The sequence below is a fragment of the Lysobacter sp. A421 genome (assembly GCF_054052145.1).
In genome coordinates this window covers 625,593-642,398 of the sequence record NZ_JBSVRL010000002.1, presented here as the reverse complement: position 1 = coordinate 642,398, position 16,806 = coordinate 625,593, and the positions used below count along the sequence as shown (strand labels likewise).

Below are 16,806 nucleotides of genomic sequence, written 5' to 3'. Positions count from 1 at the left end.
GTGAAGGTGGCGGTTTGTTCAGCGACGTGCGTCGGCTAGCGCGGCCGATGCCGGCCTAGATGACCCCCAGCGCGAGCATGGCGTCGGCGACCCTCGTGAAAGCGGCGATATTGGCGCCGGCCACATAGTTGCCGGGTTTGCCATAGGCATCGGCCGTCGTGGCACAGGTGGTGTGGATGCCGACCATGATCTCCTCGAGGCGGCGTTCGGTGTGCCCGAAACTCCACGAGTCGCGGCTGGCGTTCTGCTGCATCTCCAGGGCCGAGGTCGCCACTCCCCCGGCGTTGGCGGCCTTGCCCGGGCCGAAGAGCACCCCGGCTTCCTGGAAGAGGGCCGTGGCACCGGCAGTGCACGGCATGTTCGCGCCCTCGGCAACCGCCAGGATGCCGGATTCGACCAGGCGCTTGGCATCCTTGGTCTCGAGTTCATTCTGCGTGGCGCAGGGCAGCGCCACGGTGGCGTCGACGGCCCAGACGCAGCCGCCCTCGACGTACGTGGCCTTGCCGCCACGCCGGTCGGCGTAGGCGCTGATCCGGCCGCGCTCGACCTCCTTGATCTGGCGCAGCAGGTCCACGTCGATGCCGGCCTCGTCGACGATACAGCCGCCGGAATCGGAGGCGGCGACGACCGTGGCCCCAAGGCTCTGCGCCTTGGCGATGGCGTTGATGGCGACGTTGCCCGACCCGGAGACGACCACCCGCTGGCCGTCCAGACTGGCACCACGGGTCTTGAGCATTTCCTGGACGAACAGCACCGTCCCGTAGCCCGTGGCTTCCGGGCGCAGCAGTGACCCGCCCCAACCCATGCCCTTTCCAGTGAGCACGCCTGATTCGTAGCGGTTGGTGATGCGTTTGTACTGGCCGAAGAGGAAGCCGATCTCGCGACCGCCGACTCCGATGTCGCCGGCGGGGACATCGGTGTACTCCCCGATGTGGCGGTACAACTCGGTCATGAACGATTGGCAGAAGCGCATGACTTCCCCTTCGGACCGGCCGCGCGGATCGAAGTCGGAGCCGCCCTTGCCGCCGCCGATGGGCATGCCGGTCAGCGCGTTCTTGAAGACCTGTTCAAAGCCCAGGAACTTCACGGTGCCCAGGTAGACCGAGGGGTGGAATCGCAGACCCCCCTTATACGGGCCAAGCGCCGAGTTGAATTCCACGCGGAAACCGCGGTTGATCTGCACCTTGCCGGCGTCGTCGGTCCACGGCACCCGGAAGATGATCTGCCGCTCGGGTTCGCACATGCGCTCCAGGATGGCCGCGTTGACGTATTCAGGGTGTTTGCCGATGACGGCATTGAGGCTTTGGAAGACCTCGGTCACGGCTTGGTGGAATTCTGATTCACCCTGGTTGCGATGGAAAACGTCTTCGCGGATATCGAGCAGATGCTGATCCAAACGGTACTCCTCAAAAACTGAAGAAGTGGGCGCGACGGCACCCAAGCGGGTGGTGAGCGTCGGCGCTCCGAGAAGAACGCGGTGAAGGTGGCGCTCTGTTCAGCGACGTGCGTCGGCTACCGCGGCCTTCATCCGACCGATTACCTCGGCGTAGTCGCTGGCGTTGAAGATCGCCGAGCCGGCCACGAACGTGTCGGCGCCGGCGGCGGCGATATCGGCGATGTTGTCGGGCTTGACCCCGCCGTCGACTTCAAGCCGGATCGGCCGGCCGCTGGCATCGATCCTCGCGCGCACCTGGCGCAGCTTGGCCAGCGTGGACGGGATGAACGACTGGCCGCCAAACCCCGGGTTGACCGACATCAGCAGCACCATGTCCACGTCCTCCAGCACCCAGTCCAGCACGTCCAGCGAGGTCGCCGGGTTCAACACCACCCCGGCCTGGCAACCATGCGACTTGATCAACTGGATGGTGCGATGGACGTGGCGCACGGCCTCGGGATGGAAGCTGATCATGCTCGCCCCGGCCTGGGCGAAGTCCGGCACGATGCGGTCGACCGGCTCGACCATCAGATGGACGTCGATCGGCGCGGTCACGCCGTGCTTGCGCAGTGCCTGGCAGACCATCGGCCCGATGGTCAGGTTGGGCACGTAGTGGTTGTCCATCACGTCAAAATGGACCCAGTCGGCACCGGCGGCGATGACGTTGTCGACCTCCTCGCCCAGGCGTGCGAAATCGGCGGAAAGGATCGACGGGGAAATGATGGTCGGTTGCATGGCGGGGCTCGATGGGCGGGGCTCGACGACAAGCGCTGGCGGCTTGCGCCGGCTATTTTCGCTTGCGCAGGGTCTTGATGCGGTCATAGGCGCCGTTGATCTGGCGCGCCTTGTGCTCGGCCTGCTGGCGCAACTCGCTGGCAGCACCCTGCAGACGATCGGGATGGTACTGGGAGATCAGGCGGCGATAGGCGCGGTCGATTTCCACATCCGATGCCTGCGCCGTCAGTCCGAGCGCGGCGTAGGGGTCGTCGCGCCGCAACCGGAACCAGTCGACATCAAAGGCGTGCCCGATCAAAAGCCCGATCAGTCCGCCCAGCAAGGGGTTGAACCGCACCAGGGCGGCGCCGGCGAAGACGCCCAGCAGTTTTCCGTACCAACGTTTCATCAAGCCCCGGGGCGTACTTGTGGTCAGACAGGTCAGTGTACCTGCACGCATGCGCGAGCCGGCGTACACTGCTCGACCCTGTCGCGCCCCGTGCGCGAAAGCCAGCGGTGCCCCGCGGCAGGTTCTGCAACGCTGCGCGTACCACCGAGGGGCTCCAATTGTCCACGACACTGCTGCGACGATCGCTTTCCGAATCCCACCTTCCGGGCCTGCCATTGCGCCACCGCGGCAAGGTTCGCGACGTGTTCGACCTGCCGGCCGAACGTTTGCCGGCGGGCACCCCACCGGGTGATTACCTGTTGATGGTCGCCACCGACCGGTTGAGTGCCTTCGACGTCGTGCTGCCCGACCCGATCCCCGGCAAGGGCGAGATGCTGTGCCAGATCAGTAATTTCTGGTTCGACAAGACCGCCCACATCGTGCGCAACCACCTGACCGGCATCGACGTGGCGGCGGTGTTGCCGGCCGGCGTCGACGCCAGCATCTACCAGAAGCGCGCGGTGGTGGCCAAACGCCTGAAGCCGGTGCCCATCGAGTGCATCGCCCGCGGCTACGTGATCGGCAGCGGCTGGAAGGACTACCAGCGTACCGGCCGGATCAGCGGCATCGCCCTGCCCGATGGCTTGCCACAAGCCGGCAAGCTGGCCGAGCCGATCTTCACCCCGTCGACCAAGGCCAAGGTCGGCGAGCACGATGAGAACATCGATTTCGACACGGCGGTGCGCCTGTGCGGTGCCGAGTTGGCCGAGGCGGTACGCGACGCGACGCTGCGGCTGTACCGGTTTGCCGCCGACTACGCGGCCGAGCGCGGCATCCTGCTGGCCGATACCAAGTTCGAGTTCGGTACCGACGCGGATGGTCATTTGTACGTGATGGACGAGATGCTGACCCCGGACTCGTCGCGCTACTGGCCGGCTGACGAATACCAGCCGGGCACCAGCCCACCCAGCTACGACAAGCAGATCGTGCGCGATTACCTGGAAACCGTGGACTGGGACAAGACGGCGCCCGGCCCTTCGCTGCCGGCCGAGGTAATTGACCGCACCCGGGCACGTTACGCTGACGCCTTGCAGAGGCTGGCGGGAATCAACATCGACTGACTGGACAGGCAGGCCCACCATGGCTACGACGCAACGCCCGATTGATCGCTGGTTCGCCCATTATTCCGGCGACCACCGCAACGCCACCAACCAGTGGATCCACGTGGTTTGCGTGCCGGCCATTGCGTGGAGCGTGGTCGCGCTGTTGTGGTGCATCCCGGCGCCCGGCAGCTGGTTCCGGGACGGCTTCTGGGCCGGGATGGCCATATTCGCCGCAACCCTGTTCTATTACCGCCAGTCGCGACCGCTTGGATTGGGGATGCTGGCGATGTTCGTGCTGATGGCGTTTGTCAGCCGCTGGATCTTCGATGCCTATGGGGTCATGACCCTGTTGTGGACGGGTGTCGGTGTGTTCGTGGTGGCCTGGATCGGCCAGTTCATCGGCCATAAGTACGAGGGACGCAAACCCAGCTTCCTGACCGACTTGACCTATCTGCTGATTGGCCCTGCCTGGGTGCTGTCCAAGCTCTACCGCAAGCTGGGCTGGACGTACTGACACAACCGGGCGGCACTGTCGCTACACCTTCGGGGCGCCCACGGCCGTCATCTCCGGTTGGCAAACTGCTGACCGTACTCCTGCTTTGCCCTCCGACCCGCACCCACGGGCCGACCAACTGGAAACCTTTGCATGTCTCCGCGCGATATCGTTTTGATCCTGCTGGTCTGCGTGGCCTGGGCGGGCAACTTTCTGACCTCCGCCTTTGCGCTGCAGGAGATCCCTCCGTTCCTGTACACCGCGTTGCGTTTCATTGCACTGGGGTTGCCGCTGGTGTTCTGGATCAAGCGGCCACCGCCGGGCCAGTGGACACGGCTGATCGCGATCTGCATCTGCGTGGGCGTGTTGCACTTCGGGCTCAGCTTCCTGGCGCTGAAACTGGCCGGGGACCTGTCATCGCCGGCGATCGTGGTCCAGAGCTATATCCCGATGACCGCGCTGCTGGCGTGGGTGGTGCTGGGCGAGCGGTTTGCCTGGCGCACCGGGCTGGCCATCGTGGTCAGCTTCGGCGGCGTGCTGGTGCTCGGGCTGGATCCGTCGGTACTGGAGCAGTGGGAGGCGGTGGTGCTGATGTTGTTCGCGGCAGCGTTCCTGGCCATCGGCACGGTCCTGATGCGGGGCTTGCGCGGCGTGGATGCCTTCAGCATGCAAGGTTGGACGGCCGCCATTTCGGTAGTGCCGTTGCTGGCGATCAGCGTCTGGCTGGAGCCGGGCGGGATCGCGTCGCTGGCAACGGTGAGCTGGGTCGGCTGGGTCGGCGTGGCCTATGCGGCCTTCATCTCGTCGCTGCTCGGCCACGGCCTGTACTACATGCTGGTCCAGCGTTATCCGGTGGCCCAGGTCACGCCGTGGATGTTGCTGGTGCCGGTGATCGCCGTGGGACTGGGTATCGCGTTTTACGGTGACCAGCCGGGCCCGCGGCTTTTCATCGGCGGAGCGATGGTGCTCGGCGGCGTGCTTGGGGTCGCCATCCGTGCGCTGAAGAAGTCGCGGACGATGCCGCAGGCGCGCGATATCTAGCGCATCGACGCCCTGCGACGGGCTGGCCCGCCGTCGCTGCGGTTATGGCTGGAACATCGCCGCAACCGGTTGAAACCGCCGCGGCGCGTACCCCAGGTCACGTCGCGCCGGCTCGATATCGAACACCAGGTCGCTCCGCATGCGGCCGACTGCGGCGGCGCCCAGACCACTGCCCAGGCCACCGGCCTGGGCCAGCCGCAGCGCCAGGGTGAACACCGGCGCCGGCAACTCCAGCAATCGCGCAGGAGGCTGCAACGCCGCCAGCACCCGCGCAACCATCTCGCGATAGGGAAGGGTTTCCCCGCCGGGCAAGGCATAGGCGTGGCCATGACTGGCGGGCTGATCCAGGCAGGCGACGGCAGCGGCCGCCAGGTCGTCCACGTGCACCGGCTGGCGCAGCCCATCGGCCCCGCGGGGAAGTGGGAACCGGCCCCAGCGTTGTCCCAGTGAGGCAATCCGGGTCAGGCTGGCATCGCGCCCGGCGCCGTAGACCAGCGTCGGCCGCAATATCGTGGCGGCGGTCCCGCGCGCGGCAGCGATGTCGAATACCTGTTGCTCGGCCTGTGCCAGGCGGTTGGCCAGGTCCCGCTCGCCCGGCTCAACCGAGTCCTGCTTGGACTCCACGCTGGTGGAGCCGAACGCGATCACCCGGTTGGCCCGGACCCCGGTGTTGCGATACCAGCGGGCAAACCCATCCAGTGGCCCGCAGCTGAAAATCACGTCGACCCGGGCAGGCAATGGCGGAGGAGCGTCCAGTTCACCCAGCAACCAGCGCACGCCATCCTCGCCGCTGCGAGGATGGCGCGAGACGGCGAGCACCCGCCAGGTTTCGGCCGGCAGGCACGACAGCACCGCGCGGCCGATCTGGCCGCTGCCGCCAAATATCAGTGCCTCATCCATGGACTTTTCCTGCACCGCTTGTGGCGCACCAGCATAACCGCGGGTACTGGCTCGGCATCCAGCGCGGCGAATCCGGACGGCAAATCGCGCCGTATCAGTTGGCGCATGTCAGTTAGAATCGGCGGTCACGTATCGCGTCGCAGTCGCGGCGACCGCATACACATCTACTGGAGTCACATTGCTGCCACTCGTGCTAGCCCTGCCATTCGCTTTCGCCGCCTGGGTGATATTGGCCCGTGGTGCAAGCCGGCGGACCACGGCGTGGCTGGCTGGCGGTCCGCCGCTGCTGGGCATGCTGGCGTTGGTCGCGATGGCGCCGCAGGTGTTGGCCGGCGAGGTGGTGCGCTTCAGCGTGCCGTGGATCCCGCAACTGGGGCTGGCGCTGTCGTTGCGGCTGGACGGCCTGGCGTGGATGTTCGCCGCGATGGTGCTGGGGGTCGGCGGGCTGGTGGTGATGTATTCGCATTACTACCTGGGGTCGCAGGAGAAGGCGCGCCGGTTCTACGCATTCCTGCTGCTGTTCATGGGCTCGATGCTGGGCATGGTGATCGCCGGCAACCTGTTGCTGCTGATGGTGTTCTGGGAGCTGACCTCGATCACTTCATTCTTGTTGATCGGCTTCTGGAACCACCGCGAGGACGCCCGCGAAGGCGCGAAGATGGCACTGGCCATCACCGCCGGCGGCGGCTTGGCATTGCTGGCCGGGGTGATCATGATCGGCCACATCGTGGGCAGCTACGAGCTGGACGCGGTGCTGCTGGCCGGCGATACCATCCGTGCCCACGCGCTGTATCCGTGGGTGTTGGCATTGGTGCTGGGCGGGGTATTCACCAAGAGCGCGCAGTTCCCGTTCCAGTTCTGGTTGCCGCATGCGATGGCCGCGCCGACCCCGGTGTCGGCCTACCTGCATTCGGCGACGATGGTGAAGGCCGGGGTGTTCCTGCTGGCGCGCCTGCATCCGGTGCTGGCCGGCACCGACCTGTTCTTCTACGTGGTCAGCTCGGTGGGCGCGATCACGATGCTGGTGGGCGCGTGGAACGCGATCTTCCAGAACGACCTGAAAGGCCTGCTGGCGTACTCGACCATCTCCCACCTCGGCCTGATCACCTTGCTGTTCGGGCTGTCGACGCCCTTCGCGGTGGTCGCCGGGCTGTTCCACATCCTCAACCACGCCACTTTCAAGGCCTCGCTGTTCATGGCCTCGGGGATCATCGACCACGAGACCGGAACCCGCGACATGCGGCGGCTGGGCAACCTGCGTCGCTACCTGCCCTACACCAGCGCGCTGGCGATCGTGGCGAGCCTGGCAATGGCGGGGATCCCGTTGCTCAACGGCTTCCTGTCCAAGGAGATGTTCTTCGCCCAGGCGCTGGAGCTCCCGGGCCCGGATGCGACCCGACTGGCGGTCAGCCTGGCCGCGCTCGCGTTCGCGGTGTTCGGCGTCGCCTACAGCCTGCGTTTCGTGCATGAGACCTTCTTCGGCGCCGGGCCACGTGCTGTCGACCGGGATATCCACGAGCCGCCCCGCTTCATGCAGGTGCCGGTTGCGATCCTGGCCGTGACCTGCGTGGCGGTCGGCATCGCGCCGCAGTGGACGGTCGGCCCGCTGCTGGCGGCGGCCGCCCACGGCGTGCTCGGCGACCAGGTGCCCGACTACAGCCTGGCGGTCTGGCACGGCCTCAACCTGCCGCTGGCGATGAGCCTGGCCGGGGTGGTCGGCGGCGTGCTGCTGTACTTCGGCCTGCGCCGGCTGATCGACCTGCACGCCAACGTGCGCAATTCCCTGGGCCGACGGCTGTTCCATTTCAACGTGGACGCCTTGTTCCACCTGGCGCGGCGTTTCACCCACATGCTGGCCAACGACAGTGTGCAACGCAGCATGCTGGCGCTGGTGCTGGTGTCGATTGCCGCCGGCGCGGCTCCGTTCGTGGCGGCGTGGGGCGATCCGCAACCGCTGCCCGTCGACCGGATCACCCAGTCGATGCCGCTGGTGGCCTGGGTGTTGTGGTTGCTGATGGTCGGCTGCGCGGTGACCGCCGTGGCACTGTACCGCCACCGGCTGCTGGCGTTGATCGCAATGAGCGGGGTCGGCCTGTCGGTAAGCCTGACCTTCGTCGCGCTGTCCGCGCCGGACCTGGCGCTGACCCAGTTGCTGGTCGAAACGGTCACCCTGTCGCTGATGCTGCTGGGCCTGCACTACCTGCCCAAGGACTCGCCGTCCGAGCGCTCCAGGCTGCGGCGCGGCCGGGACGGACTGATCGCGGTGGTGGCCGGCGGCGGTGTCGGCGCACTGGCCTGGGCCATGATGACCCGGCCAGCCGACACGATCGCCGGGGAGATGCTGGCGCGGTCGTTGCCCGAGGCGTTCGGCGCCAACGTGGTCAACGTGATCCTGGTCGATTTCCGCGGCTTCGATACCTTTGGCGAGATCACCGTGTTCGCGATCGCCGGGCTGGTCGTGCATGCCCTGCTGCGGCGCGCGCGGATCGCACCGGAGAAAATAATGCCGGGCGAGCCGGTCAAGCTGCCGGTCCCGGCCGACCTGGCCCAGGTATTGTTCCCACTGACCCTGGTGGTATCGATCTTCCTGTTCCTGCGCGGCCACAACGCACCCGGTGGCGGCTTCATCGCCGGCCTGACCCTGGCGGTGCCCGTGCTGGTGCAGTACGTGATCCAGGGCGCCAACTCGGTGGAATCACGCTTCGGGTTTGACTACATCCGCTGCATCGGTATTGGCTTGCTTGTGGCCGCGCTCAGCGGCGCCGCCTCGATGGCACTGGGGTATCCGTTCCTGACCAGCGGCCATCACGACCTGGTGCTGCCGTGGCTGGGCACGATCGGCCTGGCCAGTGCGAGCGCATTCGATGTCGGCGTCTATCTGGTGGTATTCGGCAGCACGATGCTGATCCTGTCGATGATGGGCACCCTGAAGCCGTCCAAGAAGATGCTCTCCCGTCGTGGCACGGTCGACCTGGCGACCCGCTCGGCTGCCACCGGGGAGGTGGCATGATGGAATTGGCGATCGCCAGCGCAATTGGCATTCTCGTGGCCGCCGCGGTGTACCTGATCCTGCGCGCGCGCAGTTTCGACGTGATCCTCGGCCTGACCCTGCTGTCGTATGCGACCAACCTGCTGATCTTTTCCGGCGGCCGACCGGTGGTTGGCGCTCCGCCGGTGATCCGGGACGGGGTTGCCGCCACGCTGGAGCATTACACCGACCCGTTGCCCCAGGCGCTGGTGCTGACCGCAATCGTGATCGCCTTCGCGATGACCGCGGTAATCATCGTGCTGGCGATGCGCAGCCGCGCCGACAACAACACCGACCACGTCAATGGTCGTGAGCCCGAGCCGCCGACCGGCCGCGAGGGCCCGCCATGAACCACCTGGCGATCCTGCCGGTACTGATCCCGCTGTTGGGCGCGGCGCTCTCGCTGTTCGTCGAGCATCGGCGGGTCGGCACCACCGTGCAGCGTTCGGTGTCGTGGGTGTCGATGCTGGCGACCCTGGCCGTGGCAATCGCCCTGGTGGCGCACTCCGCCGACGGCGAGATCCTTGTCTATCTGCTGGGCGACTGGCCCTCGCGGCTGGGCATCGCGTTGATGGTCGACCGCCTGTCGGCGCTGATGGTGCTGGTCACCGGCCTGCTCGCGGTTGCCTGCCTGTTGCACGCCTGCTCGGGCTGGGACCGGCGGGCGCCGCATTTCCACGCCCTGTTCCAGTTCCAGCTGATGGGCCTCAATGGCGCATTCCTCACCGGCGACATCTTCAACCTGTTCGTGTTTTTCGAGGTCATGCTGATCGCGTCCTATGGCCTGCTGCTCAGCGGCGGGCGCGGGGTGCGGATGGCTGCCGGGTTGCATTACGTCGCCTTCAACGTCGCCGCCTCGACCCTGTTCCTGATTGCCCTGGGGTTGCTGTACGGCCTGCTGGGCACGCTCAACATGGCCGAGTTGGCGGGCAAGATCGCCCAGGTGCCGGCGCACGACCAGACCCTGCTGAAGGCCACCATCGGCCTGCTGCTGGTGGTGTTCTGCGCCAAGGCCGCGCTGCTGCCGCTGTACCTGTGGCTGCCCGAGACCTACACCCGCGCGCCGGCGGCGGTGGCGGCCTTGTTCGTGGTGATGACCAAGGTCGGCATCTACGCGGTGCTGCGGATGGGTTCGTTGATGCTGGGCGATCCTGCCGGCGGCCTGGCCGGGTATGGTTGGGACTGGCTGATGCCCGCCGCGCTGGCGACGCTGGCGGTGTCAGCGCTGGGGGTCATGGCGGCTTCCCGGCTGCGGATGCTGGCGGCCTACCTGGTCCTGTTGTCGGCAGCGACGTTGTTGATCATGTTCGGCCTGCGCCAGCCCGACACCATTGGCGCCGGGTTGTATTACCTGGCCCACAGCGTGTTCGTGGTGGCCGCACTGTTCCTGATCGCCGATCTGGTCCGTCAGGGCCGCGGCGACGCCGGCGATTTCACCGAACTGCCCGCGCCGACGCCACCGCGCAGCCTGGTCGGCATGCTGTTCCTGGTGGCGGCGATGTCGGTAGCCGGGATACCGCCGCTGTCCGGGTTCATCGGCAAACTGGCGTTCCTGCAGGCAGTACCCGCCGCCGATGTGGGTTGGGCCTGGACCGCCATCCTGGTCACCAGCTTGATGGTGATCGTCGGCCTTGCCCGCGCCGGCAGCCGTGTGTTCTGGCGCACGGAGGAGCATCCGCCGATGGCCGCTGATGGCAGCGCCGGCATGGCGCGGCGCATCCCGGGCACCCGTTGGCTGGAAACCACGGCGATCGTCCTGCTGCTCGGTTACGGTATTGCGATGAGCCTGGCCGCTGCTCCCATCCTTGATTACACCCGCGCTGCTGGTCATCAGTTGATGTCGCCAACCGACTACATCGACCAGCTACGCGGGACTTCACCACTACGGAGGAGCCCGTGAACAGGAAGCGTTGGCTGCCCTCGCTGTCGCTGACCCTGACCGTCATTGCGTTCTGGCTGGTGATGGTCTCGGAGATCAGCGCGGCCCAGTTCTCTCTGGCGATCCTGCTGGGGCTGCTCATCCCGTTGTTCGCCGCGCGCCTGGATCGTGAGTTCGCACGCATCGGAAGCCTGCGGCTGGTACCCAGGATGCTGGGAGTCCTGGCCTGGGACGTACTGATGTCCAACATCGAGGTCGCCCGGCTGGTACTCGGCCGCGAGAGCACGATCACCCCCGGATTCGTCTGGTTGCCACTGGACATCGCCAACATCCACGGCATCTCGGTTTTGACCAGCTTCATCACCCTGACCCCCGGCACCGTCACCGCCGCACTGTCGGACGACCGCAGATACCTGCTGATCCATGTGCTGAACCTCAAGGACGCCCAGGAACTGGTCAACGACATCAAGCGTCGTTATGAAACCCCGTTGATGGAGATCTTCCCGTGACCGGTATCCAGGTCTTTGGCACCAGCCTGCTGGGTGCGGCGGTGGTCGCCTCGATGTGCATGATCGGGCTGGCGATGCTGTTTGCATTGTGGCGGCTGTTGCGTGGCCCGACCGTGCCGGATCGCATCCTCGCCCTGGATACGCTCAATGTCACCGCGATCGCCGAGCTGGTGCTGTTTGGCATCTACCTGGGCACGCCGGTGTATTTCGAGGCGGCATTGATCATCGCCATGCTCGGCTTCACCAGTACCGTGGTGTTGTGCAAGTACGTGCTGCGCCGGGACATCGTCGAATGAGCGCGGTATTGCAGGTCGTGTTTGAGCTGGCGCTGGTGCTGTTGCTGCTGGTTGGCAGCTTCTTTACCGTCATGGGCGCCTTCAGCCTGGTCAAGCTGTCGGAGTTCTTCAAGCGCCTGCATGGCCCGACCAAGGCCAGCACCCTGGGCGTCGCCTGCCTGCTGGCGGCGTCGGTGGGCTACCACGCGTTCGCCGGGACCGACCCGCAGCCGCGCGAGCTGTTGATCAGCGTGTTCCTGTTGATCACCGCGCCGATCAGCGCGCAGCTGATGGCCAAGGCGGCGTTGTCGTTGCGCATGGACGAGCGCCCGCAACTGCCCGGCAAGCCCGAAGACACCCACGTGCCACCGCGTCCGGACGGTGAGCCTGACGGCACTCACTGACGGCCCGACGACCCGGTCAGGCCAGCGTCAACAGCTCGTAGGCAAGCCAGGCCACGAATGCCAGCAGCAGGATCGCGCCTTCGCGGCGATTGATCGACAGGTCACCACGCAGCATCGGATACAGCATCAGCGCCAGCACCAGCGCCGCCGGCAACTCGAAGCGCACGAACGAGCCCGGCAATGCCAACGTGCTCCACGCCGCCATTCCGCCCACGATCAGCAACAGGTTGAACAGGCTGGACCCGATCACGTGGCCGACCACCATGTCGCCCTGTCCCCGGCGCGCGGCCATCACGGCCGCGGCGACCTCGGGCAGCGCGGTGCCGATCGCCACCGGCAGCAAACCCGTCATCAGCGGCAGCATGCCCAGCTCGGCGCCGATTGCCGGCGCGCTGGCGACCACCCAGCGCGAGCCGAAGTACAGCAGCGCGGCGGCGATGCCGAAGCGAAGCAGGTTCAGGCCAAGATCGCTACCGGTGCGGGTGAAGGCCTCGATGCGCTCGCGCAACTGTGCCGATTCCCCTCGGGATCGCGCCAGCGCAAACGCCACCGTGGCCACGAACGCGGCCAGCAGGACCAGGCCATCGATCCGCCCCAGGCGGCCATCCCAGCCCAGCACGATGGTCAGCAGTGTGCCGATGATCAGGCACAGCAACAGCGGCGACAGCGCCCGCCACTGGACCAGCAACGGTGCCGCCAACGCGGCCGCGCCCAGGGTCAGGCCGAAGTTGACGATGTTGCTGCCCACCGCGTTGCCCAGCGCAAGTCCGGGCTGGCCGTTGGCGATCGCCTGCAGGTTGACCGCCAGTTCCGGCAGCGAGGTGCCGAACGCCACCAGCATCAACCCGGCCACGAAGGGCGACAACCCCCAATGGCGCGCCAGTCCGGAAGCACCCTTGACGATCGAGTCGCCGCCCAGACCGAGCAGCACCAGTCCCGCTACGAACAAGCCGACGGTTTCCAGCATCCCGGTGATCCCCGTGGTCAATGATTCCTGATTCTATCCTGACGTCCGCCTGCCGAAGCGTCCGGGCTGCTGCGGTCGGTCAAACGCCCCCGGTGCTAAGCGTCGTTAGTGTGGCGCCCCGCAAAAAACTTTCATCCGTCATCCCCGCGCAGGCGGGGATCCATGGACTTTGCATTCAGCGGGTTAACGTCCATGGGTTCCCGCCTACGACCGTAGGAAGTCCAGTCGGACGCGGGAATGACGAGTCAGAAAAACGGGAATGACGAGTCAGAAAACTAGCGGGACGCCCCGCTAGGCGCAACCCTCGACGTAGTCGACCGCAGGCGGGACGCCGACCCGCCACTCGGTGACGGTGCTATCGGCATCGGTTTCGAATATCAGCACGCCGTCGCCACCTTCGGGATTTTTGATCCGCAGATAGTGGCCACCCGGAACATACTTGTGCGGGGTCTGCTCGATCTCGCCGGAATAGCGTTCTTCGATCTGCTCGCGGTCCATTCCGCTCTGGCCTCCACCGGGCGCCACCATCTCGTCGTTGGCGACCGAATAGCGCGCAAACCGCCCATCCACGAACATCAGCGCGAAATAGGCAATGCTCGGCTGGCCGACCGGGTTGAGGTGGAAACACGACTCGCCCTCGGCCGCATTGCCGTTCAGCTCGCCGTCCCACAGCTGCTTGACCTGCTCGGCATCCATGCCGAAATCGACATTGGCGTAGCCGTCGAAGCGCGCCTTGCCGGACGCCGGCTCGGCCGCCGAGGGCAGTTCACCGGGCATCACGCTGCCGGGCGGCGCGGTCGCCGGCGGAATGTCCTCGCCGGGCTGATCCAGTACCGCCGTCTGGTCGGCAGGCGACGTCGTCGCGTCCGCGAAACCGGGATCATCATCGCGGTCGGCGCTGCAGCCGGCCATGGTCAAGGCGACCGCAAATGCGAGGGCGAGCGACAGTACGGTCGACTTTGGCAGGCCAGGCTTCATCAACAACTCCACGTCCAGTGATGAAGGCAGGCTACCGAGGCGGCGTGAATGCGGCGCGAAGCGATGCGCGCGCGCTTGCCGGTGTATCGCGACGAATGCCGATCCGGCCCGTATTCGACGTGCCGGACTCAACCAGGATCGAAGTGCTTCTGCAGGCCGGACCAACAGGCCTGATAGTCGCGTTGGCGATGCGGCACCGCCAATGCCTGGCTGGTGGGCCGGATCACCGCACGGGTCTCAAACATGAATGCCATCGTGTCGGTAATCACATCGGGTTTGTCCAGCTCGGCACCACTCGCCTTGTCAAAGGTTGCCGCATCGGGACCGTGGCCGGTCATCGAGTTGTGCAGCGAGCATCCCCCGGGTGCGAAACCCTCCGCCTTCGCATCGTAGGCGCCGTGCAGCAGCCCCATGAACTCGCTGGCAATGTTGCGATGGAACCACGGCGGCCGGAACGTGTCCTGGGCCACCAGCCAGCGCGGCGGGAAGATCGCGAAATCGATGTTGCTGGTGCCGGGCGTGTCGCTGGGCGAATGCAACACCAGGAAGATGCTCGGGTCGGGGTGGTCGAAACTGATCGAGCCGATCGCGTTGAACCGGCGCAGGTCGTATTTGTACGGCGCATAGTTGCCGTGCCAGCCGACCACATCCAGCGGCGAGTGGTCGATATCCGCACGCCACAGGTGGCCCTGGAACTTGCCGATCAGCTCGAACGGCGCATCGGCCGGGGCATCGATATCCTCGAAGGCCGCGTTCGGGGTCAGGAAGTCACGCGGATTCGCCAGCCCATTGCTGCCGATCGGGCCCAGGTCGGGCAACTGCAGCAGCGCGCCGAAGTTCTCGCACACGTAGCCGCGCGCCTGCGGATCGAGCAACTCGACCCGGAACCGCAGCCCGCGCGGAATCACCGCGATCTCCTGCGGCTCGACCTCCAGCACCCCCAACTCGGTGGCGATGCGCAGCCGGCCGAGCTGCGGGACGATCAGCAGTTCGCCATCGGCATCGTAGAAAAACCGCCCCTGCATCGACCGGTTGGCGGCGTACAGATGGATGCCGATGCCGGTCTGGGCGCTGGGCGACCCGTTGCCGGCCACCGTGAACAAGCCATCGACAAAGTCGGTGGCTTGCTCGGGCAGTGGCAATGGATCCCAACGCAACTGGTCCGGGGTGACCGGTCCGGACTGGAAGTCACTGTGCAGCCGCGGCTGCTCATGCAGCGAGAACGGCCCGTGCATCGCCGCCGGGCGAATCCGGTACAGCCAGCTGCGGCGGTTGACGTGGCGCGGTGCCGTGAACGCGGTGCCGGACAACTGCTCGGCGTACAGGCCATGGGCGACCTTCTGCGGCGAATTGCGACCGACCGGCAGCGACCCCGCCACCGCCTCGGTCGCGAACTCGTTGCCAAACCCCGATTGATAACCGTTCGACTTCATGGCGAATTGCGACCCTTGTTTTACCGTACGGTTTACAGCACGCCGATCTACAGCACGCCGCGCTTGATCTGGTCGCGCTCGATGCTCTCGAACAGCGCCTGGAAGTTGCCTTCGCCGAAACCTTCGTTGCCCTTGCGCTGGATGATCTCGAAGAAGATCGGGCCGATCGCATTGGTGGTGAAGATCTGCAGCAGCAGGCGCTTCTTGGTTTCCAGGTCGGCGTCGAGCAGGATCTTGTTCCTCTGCAGGCGCGGCACGTCCTCGCCGTGGTTCGGAACGCGCTGGTCGATCACATCGAAATAGGTGTCCGGGGTGTCGAGGAACTCGATCCCCGCCGCGCGCATCGCCTCGACGGTCCCGTAGATGTCGTCGGTGAAGCAGGCGATGTGCTGGATGCCCTCGCCCTTGTAGGCGTCCAGGTACTCGTTGATCTGGCTCTTGGGATCGTTGGACTCGTTGAGCGGGATGCGCACCACGCCGTCCGGCGCCGTCATCGCCTTGGACACCAGACCGGTCTTGGCGCCCTTGATGTCGAAGTACTTGATCTCGCGGAAGTTGAACAGCTTCTCGTAGTACTCCGACCATTTGGCCATGTTGCCGAAGTACAGGTTGTGGGTCAGGTGGTCGATGAAGGTCAGGCCGAACCCCTTCGGGTCCTGGTCGGCGCCCTGCACCGGCAGGAAGTCCTCATAGACGCTGCCCTTGTCGCCATAGCGATCGACCAGGTACAGCATGCAATCGCCGATGCCCTTCACCACCGGCGCGTCCACTGCCTTGGTGTCGGCCTTGTCCGTCACCGCCTCGCCTCCATTGCCGAGCACGGTCTGGCAGACCTTGTCGGCCGGTTGCTTGAAGCGGATCGCAAAACCGGTCGCGCACGGGCCGTGGGCCTTGGCGAAATCGGCCGCGAAGCTGTCGGGGTCGTCGTTGACCAGGAAGTTCACCCCGCCCTGGCGGTACAGCGTGATCGGACGGGTCTTGTGGTGCATCACCGCGGTGAAGCCCATCTTGCGGAAGTACTCATGCAGCTGCTCGCCCTGACCTTGGGGCGCGGCGAACTCGACGAACTCGAAGCCGTCGATGCCAAGCGGGTTTTCGAACGTGGTGACTTGCATGCCAAGGTTGGGCTGGGCGCTCATGGGGGACTCCTGGAATTACGTTGGCCGGACTATTGACCGGATATCGGGACGCCTCGCGCATCGGAATGTGCGGGCTTTGCATCAGACTCGCTACTTGGAGTTATAGTTTCATATGAAACC

The 16,806-nt window shown here is 65.9% G+C and carries 17 protein-coding genes; 9 read left to right on the top strand and 8 right to left on the bottom strand.

The annotated features are described in order from the left end of the window. Nucleotides 1-55 precede the first annotated feature (55 nt). The 3 genes from gdhA to ACW7G6_RS08335 all read right to left on the bottom strand — a co-directional run bounded on the left by gdhA (nt 56) and on the right by ACW7G6_RS08335 (nt 2,558). Nucleotides 56-1,396: an NADP-specific glutamate dehydrogenase gene (gene gdhA / locus ACW7G6_RS08345; RefSeq protein ID WP_456998002.1), complete on the bottom strand. Its 1,341-nt coding sequence runs from the start codon at nt 1,394-1,396 to the stop codon at nt 56-58. 99 nt (nt 1,397-1,495) lie between these two features. After that, on the bottom strand, nt 1,496-2,170 hold the full coding sequence (gene rpe / locus ACW7G6_RS08340) for a ribulose-phosphate 3-epimerase (protein WP_456978236.1): 675 nt from the start codon (nt 2,168-2,170) through the stop codon (nt 1,496-1,498). Nucleotides 2,171-2,222: 52 nt separating this feature from the next. After that, the gene (locus tag ACW7G6_RS08335) at nt 2,223-2,558 is read right to left on the bottom strand and encodes a J domain-containing protein (RefSeq protein WP_456978235.1); all 336 of its coding nucleotides are present in this window, start codon (nt 2,556-2,558) and stop codon (nt 2,223-2,225) included. Nucleotides 2,559-2,716: 158 nt separating this feature from the next. On the opposite strand from ACW7G6_RS08335, the gene ACW7G6_RS08330 reads away from it, so the two are divergent. The 3 genes from ACW7G6_RS08330 (at nt 2,717) to ACW7G6_RS08320 (ending at nt 5,174) form a co-directional block, all read left to right on the top strand. After that, complete coding sequence (locus tag ACW7G6_RS08330) at nt 2,717-3,658, top strand: phosphoribosylaminoimidazolesuccinocarboxamide synthase (protein WP_456978234.1); 942 nt, start codon at nt 2,717-2,719, stop codon at nt 3,656-3,658. Between the two features lie 19 nt (nt 3,659-3,677). Continuing rightward, a complete protein-coding gene (locus ACW7G6_RS08325; RefSeq protein ID WP_456978233.1) occupies nt 3,678-4,154 on the top strand; it encodes an Mpo1 family 2-hydroxy fatty acid dioxygenase in 477 nt (158 codons plus the stop codon). Nucleotides 4,155-4,286: 132 nt separating this feature from the next. Then, nucleotides 4,287-5,174: a DMT family transporter gene (locus tag ACW7G6_RS08320; RefSeq protein WP_456978232.1), complete on the top strand. Its 888-nt coding sequence runs from the start codon at nt 4,287-4,289 to the stop codon at nt 5,172-5,174. A 42-nt stretch (nt 5,175-5,216) separates the two neighbouring features. Here ACW7G6_RS08320 and ACW7G6_RS08315 read toward each other — a convergent pair whose 3' ends face one another. Then, nucleotides 5,217-6,074: an NAD-dependent epimerase/dehydratase family protein gene (locus ACW7G6_RS08315; RefSeq protein ID WP_456978231.1), complete on the bottom strand. Its 858-nt coding sequence runs from the start codon at nt 6,072-6,074 to the stop codon at nt 5,217-5,219. Nucleotides 6,075-6,255: 181 nt separating this feature from the next. Between ACW7G6_RS08315 and ACW7G6_RS08310 the strand changes: the two genes are divergently transcribed. The 6 genes from ACW7G6_RS08310 to ACW7G6_RS08285 are packed head-to-tail and all read left to right on the top strand — an operon-like array spanning nt 6,256 to nt 12,169. After that, a complete protein-coding gene (locus ACW7G6_RS08310) occupies nt 6,256-9,084 on the top strand; it encodes a monovalent cation/H+ antiporter subunit A (protein WP_456998141.1) in 2,829 nt (942 codons plus the stop codon). After that, a complete protein-coding gene (locus tag ACW7G6_RS08305) occupies nt 9,084-9,452 on the top strand; it encodes a Na+/H+ antiporter subunit C (protein ID WP_456978819.1) in 369 nt (122 codons plus the stop codon). The genes ACW7G6_RS08310 and ACW7G6_RS08305 overlap by 1 nt, the downstream gene beginning before the upstream one ends. Continuing rightward, entirely contained in the window at nt 9,449-11,002 is a 1,554-nt protein-coding gene (locus ACW7G6_RS08300) for a monovalent cation/H+ antiporter subunit D (RefSeq protein ID WP_456978230.1), read from the top strand. The genes ACW7G6_RS08305 and ACW7G6_RS08300 overlap by 4 nt, the downstream gene beginning before the upstream one ends. Then, nucleotides 10,999-11,490: a Na+/H+ antiporter subunit E gene (locus tag ACW7G6_RS08295; protein WP_456978229.1), complete on the top strand. Its 492-nt coding sequence runs from the start codon at nt 10,999-11,001 to the stop codon at nt 11,488-11,490. The genes ACW7G6_RS08300 and ACW7G6_RS08295 overlap by 4 nt, the downstream gene beginning before the upstream one ends. A 53-nt stretch (nt 11,491-11,543) precedes the next feature. Continuing rightward, the gene (locus ACW7G6_RS08290; RefSeq protein ID WP_456978818.1) at nt 11,544-11,786 is read left to right on the top strand and encodes a K+/H+ antiporter subunit F; all 243 of its coding nucleotides are present in this window, start codon (nt 11,544-11,546) and stop codon (nt 11,784-11,786) included. Then, nucleotides 11,783-12,169, top strand: coding sequence for a Na+/H+ antiporter subunit G (locus ACW7G6_RS08285; RefSeq protein WP_456962474.1), 387 nt, complete (start codon nt 11,783-11,785; stop codon nt 12,167-12,169). Before ACW7G6_RS08290 ends, ACW7G6_RS08285 begins: the two co-directional genes overlap by 4 nt. Nucleotides 12,170-12,185: 16 nt before the next feature. Here the strand turns inward: ACW7G6_RS08285 and ACW7G6_RS08280 are convergent, their stop codons facing one another. The 4 genes from ACW7G6_RS08280 to hppD form a co-directional block, all read right to left on the bottom strand. Continuing rightward, on the bottom strand, nt 12,186-13,136 hold the full coding sequence (locus tag ACW7G6_RS08280; protein ID WP_456978817.1) for a calcium/sodium antiporter: 951 nt from the start codon (nt 13,134-13,136) through the stop codon (nt 12,186-12,188). A gap of 291 nt (nt 13,137-13,427) precedes the next feature. Continuing rightward, on the bottom strand, nt 13,428-14,114 hold the full coding sequence (locus ACW7G6_RS08275; RefSeq protein ID WP_456978228.1) for a lectin: 687 nt from the start codon (nt 14,112-14,114) through the stop codon (nt 13,428-13,430). A gap of 128 nt (nt 14,115-14,242) precedes the next feature. Beyond that, nucleotides 14,243-15,547, bottom strand: coding sequence for a homogentisate 1,2-dioxygenase (gene hmgA / locus ACW7G6_RS08270; RefSeq protein ID WP_456978227.1), 1,305 nt, complete (start codon nt 15,545-15,547; stop codon nt 14,243-14,245). Between the two features lie 47 nt (nt 15,548-15,594). Beyond that, on the bottom strand, nt 15,595-16,686 hold the full coding sequence (gene hppD, locus ACW7G6_RS08265; RefSeq protein WP_456978226.1) for a 4-hydroxyphenylpyruvate dioxygenase: 1,092 nt from the start codon (nt 16,684-16,686) through the stop codon (nt 15,595-15,597). Nucleotides 16,687-16,806: the final 120 nt, after the last annotated feature.